This is a genomic window from Ruegeria marina (assembly GCF_900101475.1).
In the GTDB taxonomy this organism is placed as follows: domain Bacteria; phylum Pseudomonadota; class Alphaproteobacteria; order Rhodobacterales; family Rhodobacteraceae; genus Ruegeria_B; species Ruegeria_B marina.
This window is the reverse complement of sequence record NZ_FMZV01000016.1, coordinates 72,718-92,837: the sequence shown is the minus strand read 5'-3', so window position 1 is coordinate 92,837 and position 20,120 is coordinate 72,718. Positions and strand designations below refer to the sequence as shown.

At 61.7% G+C, this 20,120-nt stretch carries 26 protein-coding genes and 1 pseudogene; 11 read left to right on the top strand and 16 right to left on the bottom strand.

Annotated features, from left to right (window positions below; translation table 11 throughout):
* Positions 1 to 16 precede the first annotated feature (16 nt).
* From acpS to folK, 7 genes are all read right to left on the bottom strand, one after another.
* Positions 17 to 463, bottom strand: coding sequence for a holo-ACP synthase (gene acpS / locus BLT75_RS18980; protein ID WP_093035600.1), 447 nt, complete (start codon positions 461 to 463; stop codon positions 17 to 19).
* Entirely contained in the window at positions 460 to 1,326 is an 867-nt protein-coding gene (locus BLT75_RS18975) for a hypothetical protein (protein ID WP_143028602.1), read from the bottom strand. The genes acpS and BLT75_RS18975 overlap by 4 nt, the downstream gene beginning before the upstream one ends.
* Positions 1,323 to 2,069 carry a pyridoxine 5'-phosphate synthase gene (locus BLT75_RS18970; RefSeq protein ID WP_093035594.1) on the bottom strand — a complete coding sequence of 249 codons (747 nt, stop codon included), beginning with the start codon at positions 2,067 to 2,069 and terminating at the stop codon, positions 1,323 to 1,325. The genes BLT75_RS18975 and BLT75_RS18970 overlap by 4 nt, the downstream gene beginning before the upstream one ends.
* Before the next feature lie 36 nt (positions 2,070 to 2,105).
* A complete protein-coding gene (locus BLT75_RS18965; RefSeq protein WP_093035591.1) occupies positions 2,106 to 2,762 on the bottom strand; it encodes a DUF2062 domain-containing protein in 657 nt (218 codons plus the stop codon).
* A 30-nt stretch (positions 2,763 to 2,792) separates the two neighbouring features.
* Positions 2,793 to 4,925, bottom strand: a complete 2,133-nt coding sequence (locus tag BLT75_RS18960) for a RelA/SpoT family protein (RefSeq protein WP_093035588.1) — start codon at positions 4,923 to 4,925, stop codon at positions 2,793 to 2,795.
* A gap of 28 nt (positions 4,926 to 4,953) precedes the next feature.
* Positions 4,954 to 5,307: a DNA-directed RNA polymerase subunit omega gene (gene rpoZ, locus BLT75_RS18955; protein ID WP_093035585.1), complete on the bottom strand. Its 354-nt coding sequence runs from the start codon at positions 5,305 to 5,307 to the stop codon at positions 4,954 to 4,956.
* An 84-nt stretch (positions 5,308 to 5,391) separates the two neighbouring features.
* Positions 5,392 to 5,970 carry a 2-amino-4-hydroxy-6-hydroxymethyldihydropteridine diphosphokinase gene (gene folK / locus BLT75_RS18950; RefSeq protein WP_093035582.1) on the bottom strand — a complete coding sequence of 193 codons (579 nt, stop codon included), beginning with the start codon at positions 5,968 to 5,970 and terminating at the stop codon, positions 5,392 to 5,394.
* A 133-nt stretch (positions 5,971 to 6,103) separates the two neighbouring features.
* Here folK and BLT75_RS18945 point away from each other — a divergent pair, with 133 nt between their 5' ends.
* The 6 genes and pseudogenes from BLT75_RS18945 (at position 6,104) to BLT75_RS18920 (ending at position 10,168) form a co-directional block, all read left to right on the top strand.
* Positions 6,104 to 6,676: a LabA-like NYN domain-containing protein gene (locus BLT75_RS18945; RefSeq protein WP_093035579.1), complete on the top strand. Its 573-nt coding sequence runs from the start codon at positions 6,104 to 6,106 to the stop codon at positions 6,674 to 6,676.
* 207 nt (positions 6,677 to 6,883) lie between these two features.
* Positions 6,884 to 7,834 carry a 4-hydroxy-3-methylbut-2-enyl diphosphate reductase gene (gene ispH / locus BLT75_RS18940; RefSeq protein ID WP_093035576.1) on the top strand — a complete coding sequence of 317 codons (951 nt, stop codon included), beginning with the start codon at positions 6,884 to 6,886 and terminating at the stop codon, positions 7,832 to 7,834.
* Positions 7,835 to 8,042: 208 nt separating this feature from the next.
* The gene (locus BLT75_RS18935) at positions 8,043 to 8,495 is read left to right on the top strand and encodes a DUF3429 domain-containing protein (RefSeq protein ID WP_093035573.1); all 453 of its coding nucleotides are present in this window, start codon (positions 8,043 to 8,045) and stop codon (positions 8,493 to 8,495) included.
* Complete coding sequence (locus tag BLT75_RS18930) at positions 8,492 to 9,085, top strand: class I SAM-dependent DNA methyltransferase (protein WP_093035570.1); 594 nt, start codon at positions 8,492 to 8,494, stop codon at positions 9,083 to 9,085. The genes BLT75_RS18935 and BLT75_RS18930 overlap by 4 nt, the downstream gene beginning before the upstream one ends.
* Complete coding sequence (gene rnhA, locus BLT75_RS18925) at positions 9,078 to 9,545, top strand: ribonuclease HI (RefSeq protein ID WP_093035567.1); 468 nt, start codon at positions 9,078 to 9,080, stop codon at positions 9,543 to 9,545. Before BLT75_RS18930 ends, rnhA begins: the two co-directional genes overlap by 8 nt.
* Positions 9,542 to 10,168, top strand: a pseudogene (locus BLT75_RS18920) (trimeric intracellular cation channel family protein). Before rnhA ends, BLT75_RS18920 begins: the two are co-directional and overlap by 4 nt.
* Before the next feature lie 82 nt (positions 10,169 to 10,250).
* Here the strand turns inward: BLT75_RS18920 and BLT75_RS18915 are convergent.
* From BLT75_RS18915 to def (BLT75_RS18890), 6 genes are read right to left on the bottom strand one after another with little or no spacing between them, the layout of a single operon-like run.
* On the bottom strand, positions 10,251 to 10,490 hold the full coding sequence (locus BLT75_RS18915; protein ID WP_093035564.1) for a GlsB/YeaQ/YmgE family stress response membrane protein: 240 nt from the start codon (positions 10,488 to 10,490) through the stop codon (positions 10,251 to 10,253).
* Between the two features lies 1 nt (position 10,491).
* A complete protein-coding gene (locus BLT75_RS18910) occupies positions 10,492 to 10,728 on the bottom strand; it encodes a hypothetical protein (RefSeq protein WP_093035561.1) in 237 nt (78 codons plus the stop codon).
* 13 nt (positions 10,729 to 10,741) lie between these two features.
* Positions 10,742 to 11,647: a methionyl-tRNA formyltransferase gene (fmt, locus tag BLT75_RS18905; protein ID WP_093035558.1), complete on the bottom strand. Its 906-nt coding sequence runs from the start codon at positions 11,645 to 11,647 to the stop codon at positions 10,742 to 10,744.
* A 4-nt stretch (positions 11,648 to 11,651) separates the two neighbouring features.
* On the bottom strand, positions 11,652 to 12,149 hold the full coding sequence (gene def / locus BLT75_RS18900; RefSeq protein WP_093035555.1) for a peptide deformylase: 498 nt from the start codon (positions 12,147 to 12,149) through the stop codon (positions 11,652 to 11,654).
* Entirely contained in the window at positions 12,146 to 12,643 is a 498-nt protein-coding gene (gene def, locus BLT75_RS18895; RefSeq protein ID WP_093035552.1) for a peptide deformylase, read from the bottom strand. The genes def (BLT75_RS18900) and def (BLT75_RS18895) overlap by 4 nt, the downstream gene beginning before the upstream one ends.
* Entirely contained in the window at positions 12,640 to 13,158 is a 519-nt protein-coding gene (gene def / locus BLT75_RS18890) for a peptide deformylase (protein WP_093035549.1), read from the bottom strand. Before def (BLT75_RS18890) ends, def (BLT75_RS18895) begins: the two co-directional genes overlap by 4 nt.
* A 98-nt stretch (positions 13,159 to 13,256) precedes the next feature.
* Here def (BLT75_RS18890) and BLT75_RS18885 point away from each other — a divergent pair, with 98 nt between their 5' ends.
* Positions 13,257 to 14,429 carry a MalY/PatB family protein gene (locus tag BLT75_RS18885; RefSeq protein WP_093035745.1) on the top strand — a complete coding sequence of 391 codons (1,173 nt, stop codon included), beginning with the start codon at positions 13,257 to 13,259 and terminating at the stop codon, positions 14,427 to 14,429.
* 36 nt (positions 14,430 to 14,465) lie between these two features.
* On the opposite strand, the gene BLT75_RS18880 is transcribed toward BLT75_RS18885, so the two are convergent.
* Positions 14,466 to 14,816 carry a hypothetical protein gene (locus BLT75_RS18880; RefSeq protein ID WP_093035546.1) on the bottom strand — a complete coding sequence of 117 codons (351 nt, stop codon included), beginning with the start codon at positions 14,814 to 14,816 and terminating at the stop codon, positions 14,466 to 14,468.
* 204 nt (positions 14,817 to 15,020) lie between these two features.
* On the opposite strand from BLT75_RS18880, the gene BLT75_RS18875 reads away from it, so the two are divergent.
* Positions 15,021 to 16,010 (top strand): glutathione S-transferase family protein, encoded by a 990-nt coding sequence (locus tag BLT75_RS18875; protein WP_093035543.1) that lies wholly within the window; start codon positions 15,021 to 15,023, stop codon positions 16,008 to 16,010.
* On the opposite strand, the gene BLT75_RS18870 is transcribed toward BLT75_RS18875, so the two are convergent.
* Positions 15,992 to 16,354 carry a response regulator transcription factor gene (locus BLT75_RS18870; protein WP_093035540.1) on the bottom strand — a complete coding sequence of 121 codons (363 nt, stop codon included), beginning with the start codon at positions 16,352 to 16,354 and terminating at the stop codon, positions 15,992 to 15,994. The two genes, BLT75_RS18875 and BLT75_RS18870, sit on opposite strands and share 19 nt — an antisense overlap.
* Positions 16,355 to 16,568: 214 nt before the next feature.
* Between BLT75_RS18870 and cobD the strand changes: the two genes are divergently transcribed.
* Genes cobD through BLT75_RS18855 form a run of 3 tightly spaced genes read left to right on the top strand, consistent with a single transcriptional unit; the run spans position 16,569 to position 19,636 of the window.
* Positions 16,569 to 17,525, top strand: a complete 957-nt coding sequence (gene cobD, locus BLT75_RS18865; protein ID WP_245706584.1) for a threonine-phosphate decarboxylase CobD — start codon at positions 16,569 to 16,571, stop codon at positions 17,523 to 17,525.
* A complete protein-coding gene (cbiB, locus tag BLT75_RS18860; protein WP_093035534.1) occupies positions 17,522 to 18,442 on the top strand; it encodes an adenosylcobinamide-phosphate synthase CbiB in 921 nt (306 codons plus the stop codon). Before cobD ends, cbiB begins: the two co-directional genes overlap by 4 nt.
* A gap of 30 nt (positions 18,443 to 18,472) precedes the next feature.
* Entirely contained in the window at positions 18,473 to 19,636 is a 1,164-nt protein-coding gene (locus BLT75_RS18855) for a lytic murein transglycosylase (protein ID WP_093035531.1), read from the top strand.
* Between the two features lie 71 nt (positions 19,637 to 19,707).
* On the opposite strand, the gene BLT75_RS18850 is transcribed toward BLT75_RS18855, so the two are convergent.
* A complete protein-coding gene (locus BLT75_RS18850) occupies positions 19,708 to 20,079 on the bottom strand; it encodes a hypothetical protein (protein WP_093035528.1) in 372 nt (123 codons plus the stop codon).
* Positions 20,080 to 20,120: the final 41 nt, after the last annotated feature.

Here is a 20,120-nt window from a genome sequence, read left to right as displayed (position 1 = left end):
CGGGCGTTTCGTGGGGCTACATGCGGGGCGGGGTCGGGTAAGTCAAGCTGACCTCGGCCATATCGGCACGCGGGCGCGCCTCGATCACCACAAAGGCCTGCGCCCAGGGGTGGTCGTCGGTCAGAGTGACGTGAATGATCGCCTCGTATCCTTCGGGCGTCATCTCGCGCAGGCGTTCGGCAGCCCATCCGGTGACATGCATGACCGGCTGGCCGCTGCGCAGGTTGCTGACCGCCATGTCGCGCCAGCTGATGCCCATGCGCAGGCCGGTGCCCAGCGCCTTGGAACAGGCCTCTTTCGCTGCCCAGCGCTTGGCATAGGTGCCGGCGGTATCGGCGCGGCGCTCGGCCTTGCGCTGCTCGGTCTCGGTAAAGACGCGGTTGCGGAACCGGTCCCCAAAGCGTTCGAGCGTGCGCTTGATCCGCTCGATGTTGGCAAGGTCGGTTCCGATCCCCAGGATCATTCATGAGCCTCCGGTTCGCTTTGGCGTTCTTTCCGGCCGAACCAGTCAGACAACAGGCCACGCGCAGCCGGTTCCAACTTGTCCGCCTGGGCGCGCAGATAATCGGCCGATTGCGCAACATTCGACCGCCAGTCCACTTCGGACAGATCGGGAAAGCTGTTGCGGGCCTTTTCCCAGACCATTTCCGGTGCCTGGACAACCTGCTCCCAGATCTCGTCGCGGGTCGGCACTTCATCAGGCCCCGGCAGGATGTCGGCGCAAGAATAGGCGTCAATCGCCAATCGGTGGGCTTCGGCAGGGTCGCCTCCGGTCCCAAGGGCGGCCTCGAGCCCGGCCAGATCGCGGGCCGTGTCACAGCTGTCTTTCACATCACGCGCCAGTCCCGCCGCGATCACGGCAATGCCCGTTACAGGGATCGCCTCGGCAAATGCTGCGTCAATGTTGCGGTCAACCTGCTGCACCAGCCGGTCCCGAACCTGCCGAGCCGTCAGCAGGGCGAGGTCGTGTTGGGCCTGCGTATGGGCCGCCACAGCCTGCGCTGCCGCAAGAGCCACGGCCTCGGCTTCCGCGCGAGCCGCGCGGGCCGCCTGTTCCGTGGCTTCTTGCGTGGCGGATTCTGCCGCGATCCGATCGGCTTCGCGCTCTTGCGCCGCGGCGGCGGCACTGCGTTCGGCAACAGTCGACAGTCCAGCCGCCGACAGAAGTTCACTTGTGGCCCTATTCAATCCCGAGTGAGTCAGCACCGCGATGCTGAACAGCAGACCACCGATTACCAGCAAGGCCAGGACTGTACGCGGAAGGCTTCTCACCATCCGAACCGGAAAACCCAGAACCGCCAGCATTGGCGACCGCTGACGGCTCACGCGCGGGCCTCGTCCATCAGTCGGCGCATCTGGCGGACGGCCGGTTCGAGGCCGAGAAAGATTGCCTCGCCGATCAGGAAATGCCCGATGTTGAGCTCTCGAACCTCGGGAAAGGCCGCCACAGGCTGCACCGTGTCGTAGGCAAGACCGTGACCGGCATGAACCTCGAGTCCCAGCGAATGGGCAAAGGCCGACATCTCGCGCAGCGCCTCTAGTTCGCGGTCGCGGGCTTGGAAATCTCCTTCGGCATGGGCATCGCAATAGGCGCCGGTATGCAGTTCGATCACCTGTGCCCCGATCCGGTGCGCCGCCTCGATCTGCTTCTTGTCGGCAGCGATGAAGATCGACACGCGGCAGCCCGCCTCGCGCAAGGGGGCGATGAAATGGGCGAGCCGGTTTTCCTCGCGCGCAACTTCGAGTCCGCCTTCCGTCGTACGCTCCTCACGCTTTTCCGGCACGATGCAGACCGCGTGCGGTTTGTGTCGCAGGGCAATCCGTTGCATTTCATCTGTCGCGGCCATTTCGAAGTTCAACGGCACGCTCAGCGCTGCCATCAGCCCTTCGATATCGGCATCGGTGATATGACGGCGGTCTTCGCGAAGGTGGGCGGTGATCCCGTCTGCGCCTGCCGCCTCGGCCAGCCGGGCCGCCCGGATCGGATCCGGGTATGCCCCACCGCGCGCATTTCGCACTGTCGCCACATGGTCGATGTTCACGCCAAGACGCAGGTGTTCAGCAGACATGACAAAGGTTCCTTTCCGACTCGATTGCGGCTGACCCTAGCCGGGTTTCTGCGGGTTTGGCAGGGCAGCTCCCGCCTTTTTCTTGATCGCCTGAAACTTGGCCTTGATCTTGGCGCGGCGGCGCAGCTGGTAGGTCCGGATAAGCGGAAGACTGAGATAGTAGCAGATGACCGCAGCCACGAGTCCGGGAATTATTCCGCCGATCATATAAGGATAGAAAACCTCGTCGTAAAAGATCTTCAAGCCCTGCCAATCGGCCTCCTGACCCGTGAAGAACGCGACAGAGTTGTTCTTCAGATCGCCGGCCGCGCTTGCGAACTTTCCCATCAACCCATGTTCCGAGCCTTCCTCGAAATGGGTTCCCAGAATGAAATGCCCGGTCTGCAACGAGATCACACCGATCGGAACATAGGTCAGCGGATTGCCGAAGAAGGTGCCGCTGAGCCCGGCCAGAATATTGCCGTTGATCAACCGGGCCAGAGCGGCAGCGATCACGAAATGTATTCCGTAGAATGGCGTGAAAGAGGCGAACACCCCCGCACCTATGCCACGTGCGATACGTTCGGGGCTGTCAGGCAGCCGGCGGACCCTGTGTTTGACGTAGTGAAAAGCCCGAGCCCAGCCGCCGCGCGGCCAGATCAGTTCCCACAGCACCTGCAGCGGGGACCGTCGATCTCGGCGCTTAAAGACCACGCGTGAACGTCCTTTCCGTGCCTTTTGGCCCTAACTTGCCGTGGCTCCTGCCCTGGCCTTTTCCCTATACCGTTCGACCGAGGCGACGTCGCTTTCCGCTTCGAGGGTCAGCATCAGAGAATGCAACTGCTCGATATCCCGCAATTCGACACTGATCATCAGGCGGTAGAAATCCGGCTTCCGGTCTACAAATTCCAGGTTGGAAATATTGGCCTTTTTCTCACCGATCAATGTGCAAATCCGTCCCAGTACGCCGGCATCGTTACCGATGGTCAATTCCAGCGTCGCAACGTAAACGGCAGGATGCGTGCCAGAGTGCCAGTGCAGGTCGACCCAGCGCTGGGGCTGATCCTCGAATTCGCTCAGCTTTTCACAGTCGATCGCGTGCACGACGACGCCCTTGCCCCGGTAGGTGATGCCGACAATGCGCTCGCCCGGCAGTGGCTGGCAGCAGGAAGCCCGGTCAAAGCTTTGGCCGGGCTCCAGGCCAATGACCGCCCGACGCGGCGATATGGCATCCCCGTGATCCGGTGCCAATTCCGGATATACAGCCTGCACCACGTCATGCGCGGTCAGTTCCGCCGAACCCAGCCGGGCCAAAAGTTCGTCGCGGTTCTTGAGCCTGAGGTGCTTGGCGGCGGTGTCGAGAGCCTTGTCGGTCGCCTTGCGCCCGACATGGTCGAAAGCGGAACGCGCCAATTCGTGTCCAAGCTTTATGAACCGCTCGCGGTCCACTTCGCGCAAGGCCCGGCGGATCGCGGTCTTGGCCTTGCCGGTCACGGCGATCTCGAGCCATGTGACCTGCGGGGTCTGTCCTTCGGCCGTGATGATCTCAACCGATTGACCGTTCTTCAGCCGGGTCCAGAGTGGCACACGAATGCCATCCACCTTGGCACCGACACAGGCATGACCGATCCGGGTATGAATGGCATAGGCATAGTCGATCGGTGTCGCCCCGCGCGGCAACTTGACCACGTCGCCTTTCGGGGAGAAGCAGAACACCTGGTCGGAATACATCTCGAGCTTGACCGCCTCGAGGAAATCCTCGTGATCTTCCTCGTTGTCCAACTGTTCGGTCAGGTTCGCGATCCATTTTGCAGGATCCACGGCAAACGGGTTCTGGGTCCGAACGCCGTCGCGATAGGACCAGTGTGCCGCCACACCGGTTTCCGCCACATCGTGCATCTGCCGGGTGCGGATCTGTACCTCGACCCGCTTGCCGTCACGCCCGGACACTGTGGTGTGAATCGAACGGTACCCGTTCGATTTCGGCTGGCTGATGTAATCCTTGAACCGGCCCGGCACCGCACGCCAGCGCTGGTGAATGGCGCCGAGCGTCCGGTAGCAGTCTTCCTCGGACTGGGTGATGATCCGGAACCCGTAGATATCGGACAGGCGCGAAAACCCCTGTTCCTTTTCCTGCATCTTGCGCCAGATCGAATAGGGTTTCTTGGCGCGGCCAAAAACCTCGGCCTCGATGCCTACCTTGTCCAACTCGTGGCGCATGTCGCCGGTGATCCGGTGGATCACGTCCCCGGTTTCACGTTGCAGCGTGATGAACCGGCGGATGATCGACTGGCGCCCTTCGGGATTGAGAACGCGGAACGCCAGATCCTCAAGTTCTTCGCGCATCCACTGCATACCCATCCGGCCGGCAAGCGGTGCGTAGATATCCATGGTTTCCCGCGCCTTGATCACCTGCTTTTCCGGGCGCATGGCCTTGATCGTGCGCATGTTGTGCAGGCGGTCGGCAAGCTTGACCAGGATCACCCGCAAGTCTTTGGACATGGCCATGAACAGCTTGCGGAAGTTTTCGGCCTGCTTGGTTTCGCGCGACGACAGTTGCAGGTTGGTCAGCTTGGTCACACCATCGACCAGCATCGCCACTTCCTCGCCGAAAATTTCGGCCACCTGTCCATAGCTGGCCTTGGTGTCCTCGATCGTGTCGTGCAGCAGCGCGGTGATGATAGTGGCATCGTCCAGGCGCTGTTCGGTCAGAATGGCCGCAACTGCGACTGGATGCGTAAAATAGGGTTCGCCTGAGTGCCTGAACTGTCCTTCATGCATCTTCTTCCCGAACTCGTAAGCCCGGGTGATGCGGTCAGTATTGGTCTTGGGGTTGTAGTTGCGGACCAGCGCAATCAGGTCTTCAGCAGAAATCATCCGGTCCGCATCCTCTCACGCGGCGTTCTCAGCCCTGCCCCTGTGCCTCCATCAGAGCACGCAGAAGGCGCTCTTCGGACATGTCATCCTCTGCCGGGCGATCCGTTTCACCACCCATCAAAAGCGCCATCTGATCGTCTTCGGGCTCGTCGATCTCGATCTGAGTCTGGTTTGCCTCGATCAGACGCTCGCGCAGGCTGTCTGCGCTCTGGGTTTCGTCGGCAATCTCGCGCAGCGACACAACAGGGTTCTTGTCGTTGTCACGATCCACGGTGATCGGTGCGCCGGCAGAAATCTCACGCGCGCGGTGAGCGGCCAGCAATACCAGCTCGAACCGGTTCGGAACCTTGTCTACGCAGTCTTCTACCGTTACGCGGGCCATAAGCGACTCTCCAAAGTGCAACCTTGTCCAGAAAGGACGTATCTAGGCCCGTTTCTTGCGCTTTACAAGCAGGAAATGCCCGTTTCAGGGGGCAAGAGGCTTAACCTCGGCCACCGTGTCGTCCGGAAGCTCTGCCAGCATCTGACGCACGGTCTTGCCAAGAACAGGGTGGAGCCAGTCGGGCGCCACGTCGGCCATCGGAACCAGAACGAAAGCCCTGTCCTGCATTCGGGGATGCGGCAGAATGAGTTCGTCTGGCGCCATCTCAAGCTGGCGGTCCGGCGGCAGGCGCCGCCAGGATTCGTATTTTTCGAGATCCGGCAACACCCGTTCACCGTGACAGATGAGATCCAGATCGAGCGTCCGCATTCCCCAGCGTTGCTCCCGCTTGCGCCCGAATTCCGCTTCCACCTCGTGCAAAATCGCGAGAATTTCAACCTCTGGCAGATCTCCACTGATCGCGATCGCGGCGTTCACGTAGTCTGGCCCGGCTCCGGGCGGAAAACAGGGCGTAGCATAGAATCGGCTCTGGGCCGTTATCACCAAACCTCTCTCGGTCAGGCATCTGATTGCTTGCCGCAACGTCACATCAGGGGTATTTTGATCAAATCTTAGATTTGCACCCAAGGCAATAACGGATACTTGCGGAGTCTTGGTGATCATAAGTCTGCGTTCGCGTTACGTGGGCACTTGCCATAGATGGCTTTTGACATACATTAGAAAAGACCCTTTCGCCGTTTTTTTACTCACTCACTCACGGACACAGGCGGAACGGTTCACACCGGAAGGAACAATTATGTTTTATAAGGACGAACGGCTTGCGCTGTTCATCGACGGTTCGAATCTTTACGCAGCTGCGAAAGCTCTCGGTTTTGACATCGATTACAAACTGCTGCGCCAAGAATTCATGCGTCGCGGCAAGATGCTGCGGGCATTCTACTATACGGCGCTTTTGGAAAATGACGAATATTCGCCGATTCGCCCGCTTGTGGACTGGTTGCACTACAACGGTTTCACGATGGTCACGAAACCCGCGAAAGAATACACCGACAGCATGGGGCGTCGCAAGGTCAAGGGCAACATGGACATCGAATTGACCGTGGATGCCATGGAACTGGCGCCGCGCGTCGATCATATCGTCCTGTTCTCGGGCGATGGCGATTTCCGCCCGCTTGTAGCCAGCCTGCAACGGCAAGGTGTTCGGGTTTCCGTCGTTTCGACGATTCGCAGCCAGCCGCCGATGATCTCGGACGAGTTGCGCCGCCAGGCAGACAACTTCATCGAACTCGAGGAGTTGCGCGACGTGATTGGCCGCCCTCCGCGGGATATACCCGCTGAAACACGGTCGGTTGCAGCCAACAGCCATTAAACCAAGTATCACACAGCGCACGGAGCTACCGGGTTACGCCGGGGAATAACGGCCGGATGAATGATCACCCGGCCGCGTGCATAAAGTATGATTAGGTATCCTATGGCTTTGGTTTAGCGCCTTTCCATGACGGATTCGTGACACAAGGCGCGGGCTGGACCTTGGCGTTGCAAAACCTTACCACTGCGCTACCAAGGAGATGCCGGCATGACCAAACCGCCCCTGACCCTATATCTGGCAGCGCCGCGCGGGTTTTGTGCCGGCGTCGACCGCGCCATCAAGATCGTCGAAATGGCCCTCGAGAAATGGGGGGCACCGGTCTATGTGCGGCACGAGATCGTGCACAACAAGTTCGTGGTCGACGGGTTGCGCGCCAAGGGCGCCGTGTTCGTCGAAGAGTTGGATGAGTGCCCCACAGACCGTCCGGTGATCTTTTCCGCCCATGGCGTGCCCAAGTCCGTCCCGGCCGAGGCCGAACGGCGGCAGATGGTCTATGTCGATGCCACCTGTCCTCTGGTGTCCAAGGTCCATATCGAGGCCGAGCGCCATGCCGAGAACGGACTGCAGATCATCATGATCGGCCACCGTGGCCATCCCGAAACCATCGGCACGATGGGGCAATTGCCTGAAGGAGAAGTTCTGCTGGTCGAAACCGTGGCCGACGTCGCCGATGTCTTGGTGCGCGACCCCGAGCGGCTGGCCTTTGTCACCCAGACGACCCTGTCGGTCGATGACACCAAGGATATCATCGCGGCCCTGCAGGCCCGGTTCCCGGCCATCGTCAGTCCGCACAAGGAAGACATCTGTTACGCCACCACAAACCGGCAGGAGGCCGTCAAGGCCGTGTCCCCGATGGCCGACGCCCTGCTTGTGGTCGGTGCCCCGAATTCATCGAATTCGCGCCGACTGGTCGAAGTGGCGGCAAAGGCAGGCTGCGGCTATGCGCAACTGGTACAACGGTCCGGCGACATCGACTGGCGCGCGCTGGACGGCATACGTTCGGTCGCGATCAGCGCAGGCGCATCAGCCCCGGAACTGCTGGTCAACGAAGTGATCGACGCCTTTCGCGACCGGTACGACGTGACAGTAGAGGTGGTCGAAACTGCGGTTGAACATGTCGAATTCAAGGTCCCAAGGGTCCTGCGACAACCGGCATGAACTCGCGCCGCCGGTGCTGACCCGATGTTGGCACAGACTGCGCTCCATCGAAACCGCGCTTCCAAGCGGCAAGGAACGTGGATAGGCTGCGCGGTATGACAGCCCGCCTCGCTCACAAACGCAACACGGTCAAACCCATGCGCTTTTCTCGAACGAATGATCATGTGCTTGAAGCTCGCGCAGCCATGCCGATCGTGGCGAGGCACGCATGAACGGTATCCCCCGCGCACCGCTGCTGCTTGGTCTCGCAGGGCTGATCCCTTTTATATGGGGTGCCGCCAGCTACCTGAGTCCCGCGCTTCAGGCCTGGGGGGCCAGCATGCTCGGCCCCCGGTTCATCGGCCCCTATGTTCAGATCGCATATGGACAGATCATTCTGGCCTTCATGTCAGGCGTTCTCTGGGGCTTTGCCACAAGGGCCGAAACCGGCAAGGCAACTACCGTCTATGTACTGTCAGTTGTCCCGGCACTCTGGGCCTTCTTCATGACGGGTGGCGGGCCGACAAGCGCAGCCGTGAATCTGATTTTCGGCTTTCTCGGCCTCCTGATGCTTGATGCCGCCTTTGCCGCCTGGGGCCTCGCACCGGTCTGGTGGATGCGCTTGCGCCTGCTGCTGACCCTTGTCGTCGTCTGCTGCCTGTCCGTGGGAGTCTTTCTGTGAGCGATCTCGAAACCATTCGCGTCTATGACAGGCGGGCCACCGACTATGCGGCGATGACGGATGGCTACAACGCCGCCGACCCGGAACTGGAGGCTTTTCTCGCAGCCCTGCCGCAAGACGCCCATGTGCTGGACCTTGGTTGCGGGCCTGGCACCTCGGCTGCCGCGATGGCCCGGGCCGGAATTCAGGTGACCGCCACGGATGCATCGGCCGAGATGGTCGCCATGGCCGCCCGCCACCCCGGAGTAGACGCCCGTCTGGCAACCTTTGACGAGATCGCCGAGTTGGCCGAATACGACGGCGTCTGGGCCAATTTCAGCCTGCTTCATGCCCCGCGTCAGGCATTTCCCGAACATCTCGTCGCCATCCGCAGGGCCTTGAAACCCGGCGGGCTTTTTCATATCGCCCTGAAACTCGGGACCGGAGAAGCGCGCGATGCAATCGGCCGGTTCTACAGTTATTATTCGGGCGATGAATTGGAGACGCTGATGCAGGACGCCGGATTTGCCATTTTGCAGCGGTCCTTCGGCTCCGGTCCCGGACTGGACGGCACCGTGTCGGACTGGATCGCGGTACGCGCCCGTGCCTGAACTCTTTGCTTATACCGACGGCGCCTGTTCCGGCAATCCCGGCCCGGGCGGCTGGGGCGTGCTGCTGCGTGCGGTTGACGGGGATACCATCCTGAAGGAACGCGAACTGAACGGCGGCGAGGCCGAGACCACCAACAACCGGATGGAATTGCTGGCCGCGATCAATGCGCTGGAAACACTGGAGCGACCGTCAACCATCACCGTCGTCACCGACAGCGCCTATGTGAAGAACGGTGTCACCGGCTGGATCTTCGGCTGGAAGCGGAACGGCTGGAGAACCGCCGACCGCAAGCCGGTCAAGAATGTCGAGCTGTGGCAACGCCTGGATGCCGCGCAAGCCCGCCATGACGTCACCTGGAAATGGGTCAAGGGGCATGCGGGCCATCCCGAAAACGAGCGGGCCGACGAACTGGCGCGCGAGGGGATGAAACCGTTCAAACCGGCAAAGCCAAGGTCATGAGCGCGCTGACGGTGCTGGACTACGCCTCGGTGCTGGTCTTTGCCCTCACCGGCGCCTTGGTCGCCAGCCGGGCGCAGCTTGACCTTGTGGGATTTGCCTTTATCGCCTGCCTGACGGCTGTGGGCGGCGGTACCGTGCGCGATCTCCTGCTGGGCCGTGATCCGGTATTCTGGGTGGGTCAGCCGGCTTAAATCCTGATCGCCTCTGCGGCGGCGGCGATCGTCTTTTTCACCGCTCACCTGGTCGAAAGCCGGTACAACCTTCTGATCTGGCTCGACAGTTTCGCGCTTTCCGTCGCAGTAGCCGCAGGGACCGGTGTCGCACTGGCGCAAGAACAACCCTCGGTTATCGTGGTGTTGATGGGGATGACGACCGGTTGCCTGGGCGGACTGATGCGCGACGTCGTGTGCAACGAGGTGCCTCTGGTCCTCAAACAGGGCGAACTTTATGTCTCCTGCGCATTGGCCGGTGCTGTCGCAGCCGTTGTCGCGACCGGGTTGGGGCTTGCCACCTTGCCGGCGCTGGGGCTTTGCGCGCTCTGCTGCTGGAGCCTGCGCGCGGGATCGTTGGTCTTTGGCTGGCGTCTGCCGGTCTACAAGAGCCGCCCACCTCGCCCGCGCTGACAGACAGGCGCGAAGACCGGCCTTTCAGTCTGCCGAAAATTCTCGGGCGTACGAGGCAGAGCCTTGCGAAATACCGCGCTCCTCAGCGCCGCCGCAGATAGGTCTGCCAGAGCCAGACCACCAGCAGCGCGCCCAGCACCGCGCCGACAAAGCCCGACAGCCAGCCCATCATTGTCAGAAGCGTCCGCAGGACAAGCCCCCCGAGCAGCGCGCCGATGATGCCGATCAGCATGGTTGTGGGAATATCGGCCTCGACCCGCATCAGCCGCGTCGCCAGGAATCCGGCGGCGGCCCCGATGATGATAAGCGCGACGATATTCATGTCACTTCCTCCAGTGGAAAGGCACGATGATCAGCGCCCCGATTGACGAGACGATGGCATTCATCCCCGGCGAACCGAAACCGATTCCGAACATGATCCGCACGAAATAGAACAGGAACGCCCCACCGACGCAGATGATGATGGATTGCAGATAGCCGTTATGGGTGAACCCCGATTTCTCGGAAATATAACCGACGATCCCGGCGATCACCACCGTTCCCATCAGAACCATGAACATGCGCAACCTCTCTCTACAGGCGGGTTCCCCTTGGCACGGGCCAGCCGCGCAGGAAGATATCGGCATCCTGCGCCGCCTTGCCCGCCCGTTGCAAGCGGGTGAGTGTGACCGCGCCGGTTCCACATGCCACCGTCAATGCGCCGTCCAGCACCTCGCCGGGCGCCCCCTGTCCTTCGGCCTGACGCGAGGCGAGGAGCTTTACCCGCTCGCCCTCGATTTCGGTCCAGGCGCCGGGAAAAGGCGACAGGCCCCGGATCTGCCGGTCGATCTCGGCGGCGGGGCGGGTCCAGTCCACCCGCGCCTCGGCCTTGTCGATCTTGGCGGCGTAGGTGACGCCGGCTTCGGGCTGCGGTTCGGGGGTGAGTTCGGGCAGGCGCGCCAGAGCTTCGATGATCAGTTCGGCCCCCATGGCCGAAAGCCGGTCATGCAGCGCGCCGGTGGTTTCCTCGGCCCCGATCGGCGTCGCGGCCCTAAGCAACACCGGGCCGGTATCGAGCCCCGCCTCCATCTGCATGATGCAGATACCGGTCTCGGCATCGCCCGCCATGATCGCCCGGTGAATCGGCGCAGCCCCGCGCCAGCGGGGCAACAGGCTTGCGTGAATGTTCAGACAGCCATGACGCGGCGCGTCCAGCACCGGTTGCGGCAGGATCAGGCCATAGGCCACCACCACCGCCACATCGGCACCCAGCGCGGCGAAATCCGCCTGCGCCTCGGCCCCTTTCAGCGAGACCGGGTGGCGCACCTCAAGCCCCAGTTCCTCGGCCCGGGCATGTACGGGTGTCGGGCGGTCCTTCTTTCCTCGTCCCGCCGGGCGCGGCGGCTGGCAATAGACTGCGGCGACCTCATGGCCAGCACGCACCAATGCATCAAGCACCGGAACCGAAAAATCGGGGGTCCCCATGAACACGACGCGCATGGGCTCAGCCCCCCATCTTGCGCGCCTTGCGCAACAGCATGTCGCGTTTCACCTTGCTGAGGTTATCGAAATACATCCGCCCGTTCAGATGGTCGATCTGGTGCTGAACGCTGGTCGCCTCGACGCCGACAAAATCGCGCCGGTCGATCTGGCCGTTCTCGTTCAGAAACCGCACGGTCACCGCGCGGGGGCGTTTCAATTTGGCCGAGACACCGGGCAGGTTGGGGCTCGCCTCTTCATGTTCCCGCAACTCGACCGAGGCATGCAGGATCTCGGGGTTGGCAAGGCGCACTGCGCGGCCGCGTTCGGACGAACCGTCGACCACGGCCAGCCGCAGCATCACCCCGATCTGCGGCGCGGCAAGGCCAACGCCCGGCATCGCCTCCATCGTGTCGATCATGTCGTCCCAGATCGCGCGTATCTCGTCGGTGATCTCGCTCACCTCGGCGGCGCGCGTGCGCAGGTGCTTGTCAGGCCATGACAGACAGCGGCGGACAGTCATGGGCGGGCTTTCTCATAGGCGGTCAGGCAGGCGATGCGGGACGGCTCGTCCAGATGGTCGAGCGAGATGACCCCGTTCAGATGATCGAATTCATGCTGGATGCAGCGCGCCTCGAACCCGTCGAAATCGGCCATGTGGATGTCGCCCTCGGGCGCGGTCCATTGGACGGTCACGGCCTTGGGCCGGGACACCGGGACCGAGAGGCCGGGGATCGACAAACAGACCTCTTCCATCTCGACCGGCACTCGCTCGGCGGCCATGATCACCGGGTTGATCATCACCATCGGACTGGGCGTGGCTTCCTTCCACCCGACATCCATGACAAAGAACCGCTGCATCACCCCCACCTGTGGCGCGGCCAGCCCGCGCCCCTTGGCGGCATACATGGTGTCGAACATGTCCCGGATCAGATCGTCCGGCACGATCCCCTCTACGGGCGCGCAACGCTGCGAAAGGCGCTCATCGGGCCAGGTCAGGATCTGCAGGATGCTCACAACCGCGCCCGCTCGCGCTTCAGTTTCTGCATCTTGCGGGTGATCATCTGGCGTTTGAGCGGCTTGAGATAGTCGATGAACAGCTTGCCATCGAGATGGTCGATCTCGTGCTGCACGCAGGTGGCCCAGAGCCCGTCGAAGGTTTCGCTCCGCACCTTGCCGTCGCGGTCGATCCATTCGACATCCACCACCCTGGGACGGGTCACCTCGGCATATTGCTCCGGGATCGACAGGCAGCCTTCCTCGTAGACATTGGTTTCGTCCGAGGCCGCCAGGATGCGCGGGTTGAACATCACCAGGGGGCGGGCAGCGGCACCCTCCTCCTTGACGCAATCCAGCACGATCAACCGCTCGAGCACACCGATCTGCGGCGCGGCCAGCCCGATGCCCGGCGCGTCATACATGGTTTCCAGCATGTCGTCGGCCAGCTGGCGCAGATCGTCCGAGATATCGGCCACTGGCGCGCAGACCTTTTTCAGGCGCGGATCGGGATGGATGAGAATAGGACGTTTCATGGTCTTGATTTAGGCGATTGCCCGCCCTGCTGCAACGCCCCTTGCGCACAGCGGCAAACCGGCTAGCGTCGTGCCCACGAATGACCCCGGAGACCCAGATGAGTTTTGACGACCAGATCGACCGCCACGGAACCTTTTGCACAAAATGGGACATGATGGAGCCCGTCTATGGCGTTCCGGCCGAGGACGGTCTGGCCATGTGGGTCGCAGACATGGATTTCCGCGCACCCGATCATGTGCTGGCAAAACTGCGCGAGATGACGGAGCATGGCGTCCTTGGCTATGTCAATTATGACAAGCCCTATACCGACGCGATCCGCTGGTGGATGCGCAGCCGCCACGACTGGGATGTCGCGCCCGAGGCGATCTTTACCACTACCGGCCTGGTCAACGGGGTCGGCATGTGCCTCGACACTTTCACCCAGCCGGGCGACGGGATCGTGCTGTTCACCCCAGTCTATCACGCCTTTGCCAAAGTGATCCGCAATGCGGGCCGGCAGGTGGTGGAATGCGAGATGGTCAACAACGACGGCCGGTACGAGATGGATTTCGCCACCTACGACGCGCAGATGACCGGCACGGAAAAGATGGTGATCCTCTGCTCGCCGCATAATCCCGGTGGCCGGGTCTGGACACGGGACGAATTGCGCGCCGTGGCCGATTTCGCCAAGCGGCATGACCTGCTGCTGTTGTCGGATGAGATCCATCACGACATCGTCTATCCGGGCCATTCCCATATCCCGATGCCGAACGCGGCGCCCGACATCATCGACCGGCTGTTGATGCTGACCGCACCATCCAAGACATTCAACATCGCGGGCCTGCATACCGGACAGGTTATCATCCCCGATCCCGAGCTGCGCGGCCGCTTTGGCAAGCGGATGGCGGCATTGTCCCTGGCGCCCAACTCGACCGGCCAGATGGCGACGATGGCCGCCTATTCTCCGGAAGGCGCGGAATGGGCCGATGGCCTTCTGGCCTACCTGGACGAGAACCGCCGCCTTTTCGACAGCGCCATCGGGGCCATACCCAGTCTGCGCTCGATGCCGCTCGAGGCGACCTATCTCGCCTGGGTGGATTTCTCGGGCACCGGGATGGATCGGGCCGAATTCACGGCACGGGTTGAACAAGGGGCGCGCATCGCGGTGAACCACGGCACCACCTTCGGAACTGGGGGAGAGAATTACCTGCGATTCAACCTGGGCACCCAACGAGCACGAATCGAAGACGCCGTCGAGCGGCTAAACCGGGCATTCGGCGACTTGCAGTGACGCTCCGGGTCACGAAACGCTGCTGTATCGAAGCCGTCAACCTTTGCCGATCAGGCCGACAGGGGCATCGGCGGCACGCTCGAAATCGAGTGGTGCGCGATCCGTGGCCAATGTGTGCCGCTTGAATTCATAGACCATCTCGCCATCGGTCTCGCCCGAGGCGACAATGAGACATTGATAAAGCAGGTTCGAACCTTCGTAGATATCGACCAGCCCGCGCAAGGGGGGCGTCGCGGCGGCTTCCACTGCGAAACCATCGCGCCAGAGGCGCAGCACGGTATAGAGCATCCCATCCCGTTCGACACGCAGGCGGCTCATCTTCCTGAGACCCGCTATGCGGGCTTGGGCCATTCCTTCGCTGACCTCCTTGGACACATAAGTGCTCATACGATCCTCCTTGCATACACAGCGAGGGTGACCTGCAAAAAGTAAAAATCAAACAAAGTTTTCACCGTCGGCACCTCGTTTTCCGTTTCGAGTTGCCATGGCGCGTTGGCGGATGTGCATCAACGCAGACCTCATGCGCGTCCGTTGCATGGCCAATCCCGGTTGCCGGACGTAACTTGCAAGGCGGTTGGATCGGAGGCGGAGATGGGACGACTGGTTGACGGCATTTGGCACGATGTTTGGGATGATACCAAATCCACTGACGGAGCGTTCCGACGGACGGAAGCCGGTTTCCGCAACTGGATCACCCATGACGGCACGCCCGGACCAACCGGAACAGGCGGATTTGCTGCCGCCTCGGGACGGTATCACCTTTATGTCAGCCTTGCCTGCCCTTGGGCGCACAGGACGCTTATATTCCGAGAAATCAAGTGCTTGAAAGATCACATCGGTGTCTCGGTGGTACATCCCGACATGCTGGACCAGGGTTGGTCCTTTGTCGCCGATTGGGAGGGCGCCACCGGCGACCGGCTCTATGATCTTGAATTCTTGCACCAGCTCTATACCCGTGCGAACACCAGCTATACCGGCAAGGTCACGGTGCCGGTCCTCTGGGACACGGAACGTCAGACCATCGTGTCGAACGAGAGCTCCGAAATCATCCGTATGTTCAATTCTGCCTTTGACGGGATCACCGGCAACAGCGACGACTATTGGCCCAGGTCCATGCGGGACGAGATCGAAGAGATCAACACACGGGTCTACGACACCGTCAACAATGGCGTCTACAAATGCGGATTCGCCACGACTCAGGCAGCATACGACGCGGCAGTCCACCCGCTGTTCGATTCGCTGGACTGGTTGGAGAAACGCCTTTCACACAACCGCTACCTGATGGGTGATCGCCTGACCGAGGCCGACTGGCGTCTGTTCACAACGCTGATCCGCTTCGACCCGGTCTATCATCTGCACTTCAAATGCAACCGCCGGCGCGTGATCGACTATCCAAACCTGTGGGCCTACACCCGCGAATTGTACCAGTGGCCCGGCGTGGCGCGGACGGTGAGTATGGACCACATCGTACGGCATTATCATTTCAGCCACGAAACCATCAATCCGCACCGGATCATTCCGATCAATCCTGTGCTGGACTACCATGAACCGCACCGGCGGGATCAGCGCACCGCGGCATAGTGCTGGACCATCGCGACCAGATCTTCGGGTGGGGTTTCCCCATGCACATAGGCACAGGCGTTGGGGCTGTGCGCAAAGATCGAACCGTCCGAAAAGAAGGTTGTATTGGTAACAAAAATCACGCGGGCCTCGGGCTGACGGTAGCTGGCGAAATCGGCGACGGCCAATGCGCTGCCCTGCTCCAGGACGAGGTCGAGCACGATGATTTCGAAATCGGCCCGGTACAGCGCCAGAATGGCGTCCTCTTGCGAATGGACCAATGCGACCTCCGCCCCTTGCCTTTGCAGGTGGCGCTGCCAAAGCTGGCCCAGCTCCGGCTTACTTTCAACAATCAAGACGTTCATAACAGCGAACCTGGCACGTTTTCTGGTGTCATAACTGGTGCCGTCCCCAAACACCGTGATCCGACCAAAACTTTTACAAAGTGTTAACATCCGAGCGGCCGGCAAGGAAAGCGTACTGTGATCTTGTGATTTTTTTCGAAATCCGTTTGAAGCAGGATGTGAAGCCGGGACTTGTTGCAGAATGACATCCGATATCGCCCTATCATTGCGAGACATGGAGGCCCTGACCGACCCTCGGGCCAACCGCGATCATGGCGGCGGGGTGGATCACGCCATCCAGCGGTTTGGCGGCGAGCGCAATGACTGGATCGATCTGTCGACGGGAATCAACCCGGTCCCCTACCCCATCGGAAAGCTGGAACCGAATGATTGGGCCGCACTGCCGGATCAGGGCGCATTTGCAGAACTTTCTGCGGCGGCCCGCAGGTTCTGGGGCGTTCCGGACGGGGCAGCAATACTGCCCGCACCTGGTGCCTCGGCTTTGATCGCGCGCATCCCTGCGCTGATGGCACCGGGGCGGGTACGTATCACGACCCCGACATATAACGAACATGCCGCGGCTTTTGCCGCCCATGGCTGGCAGGTCACGGATGACCCGGAAGCAGAGGCGCGGGTCATCGTTCACCCCAACAACCCCAACGGCCGTCTCTGGAGCGAAGCCGACGCCGATGCCGCGCTCTGCGTGATCGACGAGAGCTTCTGCGACGTCACCCCCGAAGCGACGATGATCCAACTGGCCGAACGGCCGGGAACCGTCGTTCTCAAGAGCTTTGGCAAATTCTGGGGCCTTGCCGGTCTCAGGCTGGGCTTTGCCGTCGCCCGACCGGATATCATCTCCCGGCTCAACGACATGACCGGACCGTGGGCGGTGTCGGGGCCGGCTCTGCGCATCGGCGCCCGCGCCCTGGATGATACCGCCTGGGCCGAAACCACCCGGTCCCGGCTGGCTCTGGACGCGCAGCGGCTCGATGCCCTGATGACATCGCACGGCGCCGCGGTCGTCGGTGGCACCAGCCTGTTCCGGCTCTACCGGGTCGATGACGCGGCACGCTGGCAAGAGCGGCTGGCACGCGCCCATGTCTGGAGCCGGATCTTTCCCTATTCGGAGACGTTCCTTCGTCTCGGATTGCCACCGGCCGATGGCTGGCACCAGCTAGAGTCCGCACTATGACGACTGCGATGCTGCTCGGTTTTGCCATGCTGCTCGATGCTGCTTTCGGCGAACCTGAATGGCTGTGGTCGCGGGTCCGGCATCCCGCCGTGCTGATCGGAAACATCATCTCGACCCTGGATCAGGAGCTGAACGAGGGGACGCACAAAAGGCTCAAGGGCATCGCCGTGACCACGATCCTTGGCCTCGGCGCCTTGTCCATCGGCGCGCTGCTGTCCTTGCTTGGGCCGGTGGCCGAGGTTCTGGTCTGCGCGGTGCTGCTGGCGCAGAAGTCGCTGGCCACCCATGTGTCCGATGTGGCCGACGCTCTGCGTCTGTCGCTGCCCGAAGCGCGCCGCAGCGTCGCCCGCATCGTCTCGCGGGATACCGCCGCGATGACCGAGGCCCAGGTGGCCCGGTCCGCCATCGAAAGTGCCGCTGAAAACCTCAGCGACGGGGTCATCGCACCCGCCTTCTGGTTTCTGGTCGGCGGACTGCCGGGGCTGTTGCTCTACAAGACCATCAACACCGCCGACAGCATGATCGGCTACATGAACGAGCGTTACCTGCAATTCGGCTGGGCGGCGGCCAAGCTGGACGATCTGCTCAACCTGATCCCGGCACGACTGACCTGCCTGATGATCGTGACCCTGTCCAACAGCTGGTCCCAGTGGCGCGGTATCATCGAGGATGCCGAGCGTCACATCTCGCCCAATGCCGGCTGGCCCGAGGCCGCCATGGCCCGCGCGCTTGGCATCGCCCTTGCGGGCCCCCGCAGCTATCACGGCCAGATCAGGTACCTGGCCTGGGTCAACGAGAATGGCCGCAAGGATATCGGCGCGCGAGAGATCGAACGCGCGGTCGGTCTGCTTTGGCAGGTCTGGACACTTGCATTGGGTCTGGTCTTGACCTGTCTGGCAGTGATGTTGATCTTCTGATCAGATTGAGATCAGCAACAACAGGGCAAAATGCGTTTTCTTTTTTCAATTCTGACCGGGATCGCGCTGGCCACCCCGGCGCTCTCGCAGTGCGGAGGAAACTTTTCAGGGTTCGTTCAGGGCCTCAAGGATGAGGCCATTTCGCTCGGCCACGATCCTGCAACGGTGGATGCGTTTTTCAATGGTGTGGCGCAGGATGCAAAAGTGCTCAAGGCCGACCGGGCCCAGGGCGTTTTTCAGAAACCCTTTGTCGAATTCTCGCGCCGGCTGATTTCCAGGAACCGGATGGACACGGGCATTGCCATGTCGCGCAAATACGATGCGGTATTCGACCGGATCGACAGGGAATACGGCGTTTCGCGCGGGGTGTTGCTGGCCTTCTGGGCATTCGAGACCGACTACGGCGGCTTTCAGGGCGATTTCAACACCCGCAACGCGCTGGTGACGCTGGCGCATGACTGCCGGCGACCCGAACTGTTCCGGCCACAGATATTCGCTGCAATAGAGCTTTACAAACAAGGCGATTTCGACCCCGCCCGCACCACCGGCGCCTGGGCGGGCGAGATCGGCATGGTGCAGATGCTGCCGCGCGATATCCTTGAAAACGGCGTCGATGGCGATGGCGACGGCCACGTGACCCTCAAGACCTCGGCCCCCGATGCGCTGATGTCGGGGGCCCGGATGCTATCACAGTTGGGCTGGCGTCCGAACGAACCCTGGCTGGCCGAGGTACGGGTGCCTTCGGACATGGACTGGTCACAAAGCGGCCCGGGCAAGCCCCGCCCGATTGCCGAATGGCAGTCGATGGGGGTTGTGCCGCTGCATGGGCCGCTGGCCGATCTGCCCGCCTCGCTGATCCTGCCCCAGGGGCGCAAGGGGCCGGCCTTTCTCGCCTATCCGAATTTCGATGTCTATTTCGAATGGAACCAGAGCTTTGTCTACGTATTGACGGCAGCATACTTTGGCACCCGGCTGGAAGGAGCACCGGTCTATCAGGCCGGCAATCCCGAAAACGGTCTTGAAGGCGATGCCATGAAAGCACTGCAACGCAAGCTGCAGGCCCGCGGCCATGATGTGGGCCAGATCGACGGCATTCTGGGCGCCGGCACACGGACGGCGGTACAGGCCGAACAGGCCCGGCTGGGCCTGCCCGCCGATGCCTGGCCAACGATGGAGTTGCTGGAGAGGCTTTGACGCCACTGGAATGGCCGGAAGTCCCGCAAGACGGGAACCTTGCCAAACCTCCCTGAAACCTGAACGAAATCTCAATCGGGCCTGACCGGGTACCGATCTCCTTTTTCGTCGATCAGGATCAACCGCTGACCGTTGCGCACATACAGATCGCAACGGCTGAACCCGTTGCGGAATGTGGTACAGACACTGCCATCCTCGGCAATCGAATAGAGCCCGAACGCGGTGCCACCGCCATTGGCCGCGGAAAACGTATAGGAATACGACCCTCCCGCCGAATAGGTCGAGCGCCCGCCGTCATAAAAGGTCAGCGTGCGTCCGGCCAGCGCCTGCAACTCCGCAGGCGGAAGCGGCACGTCACCTTCCTTCAGACGCCATGTTTCGGCGCAGGCGATTCCGGACAGGGCAACACACGACAAAAGCGCCGCAAGACGTGAGACGAACATGTCGTTACTCTAGTTCACTGACCCGGCTTGCCTAGGTCACG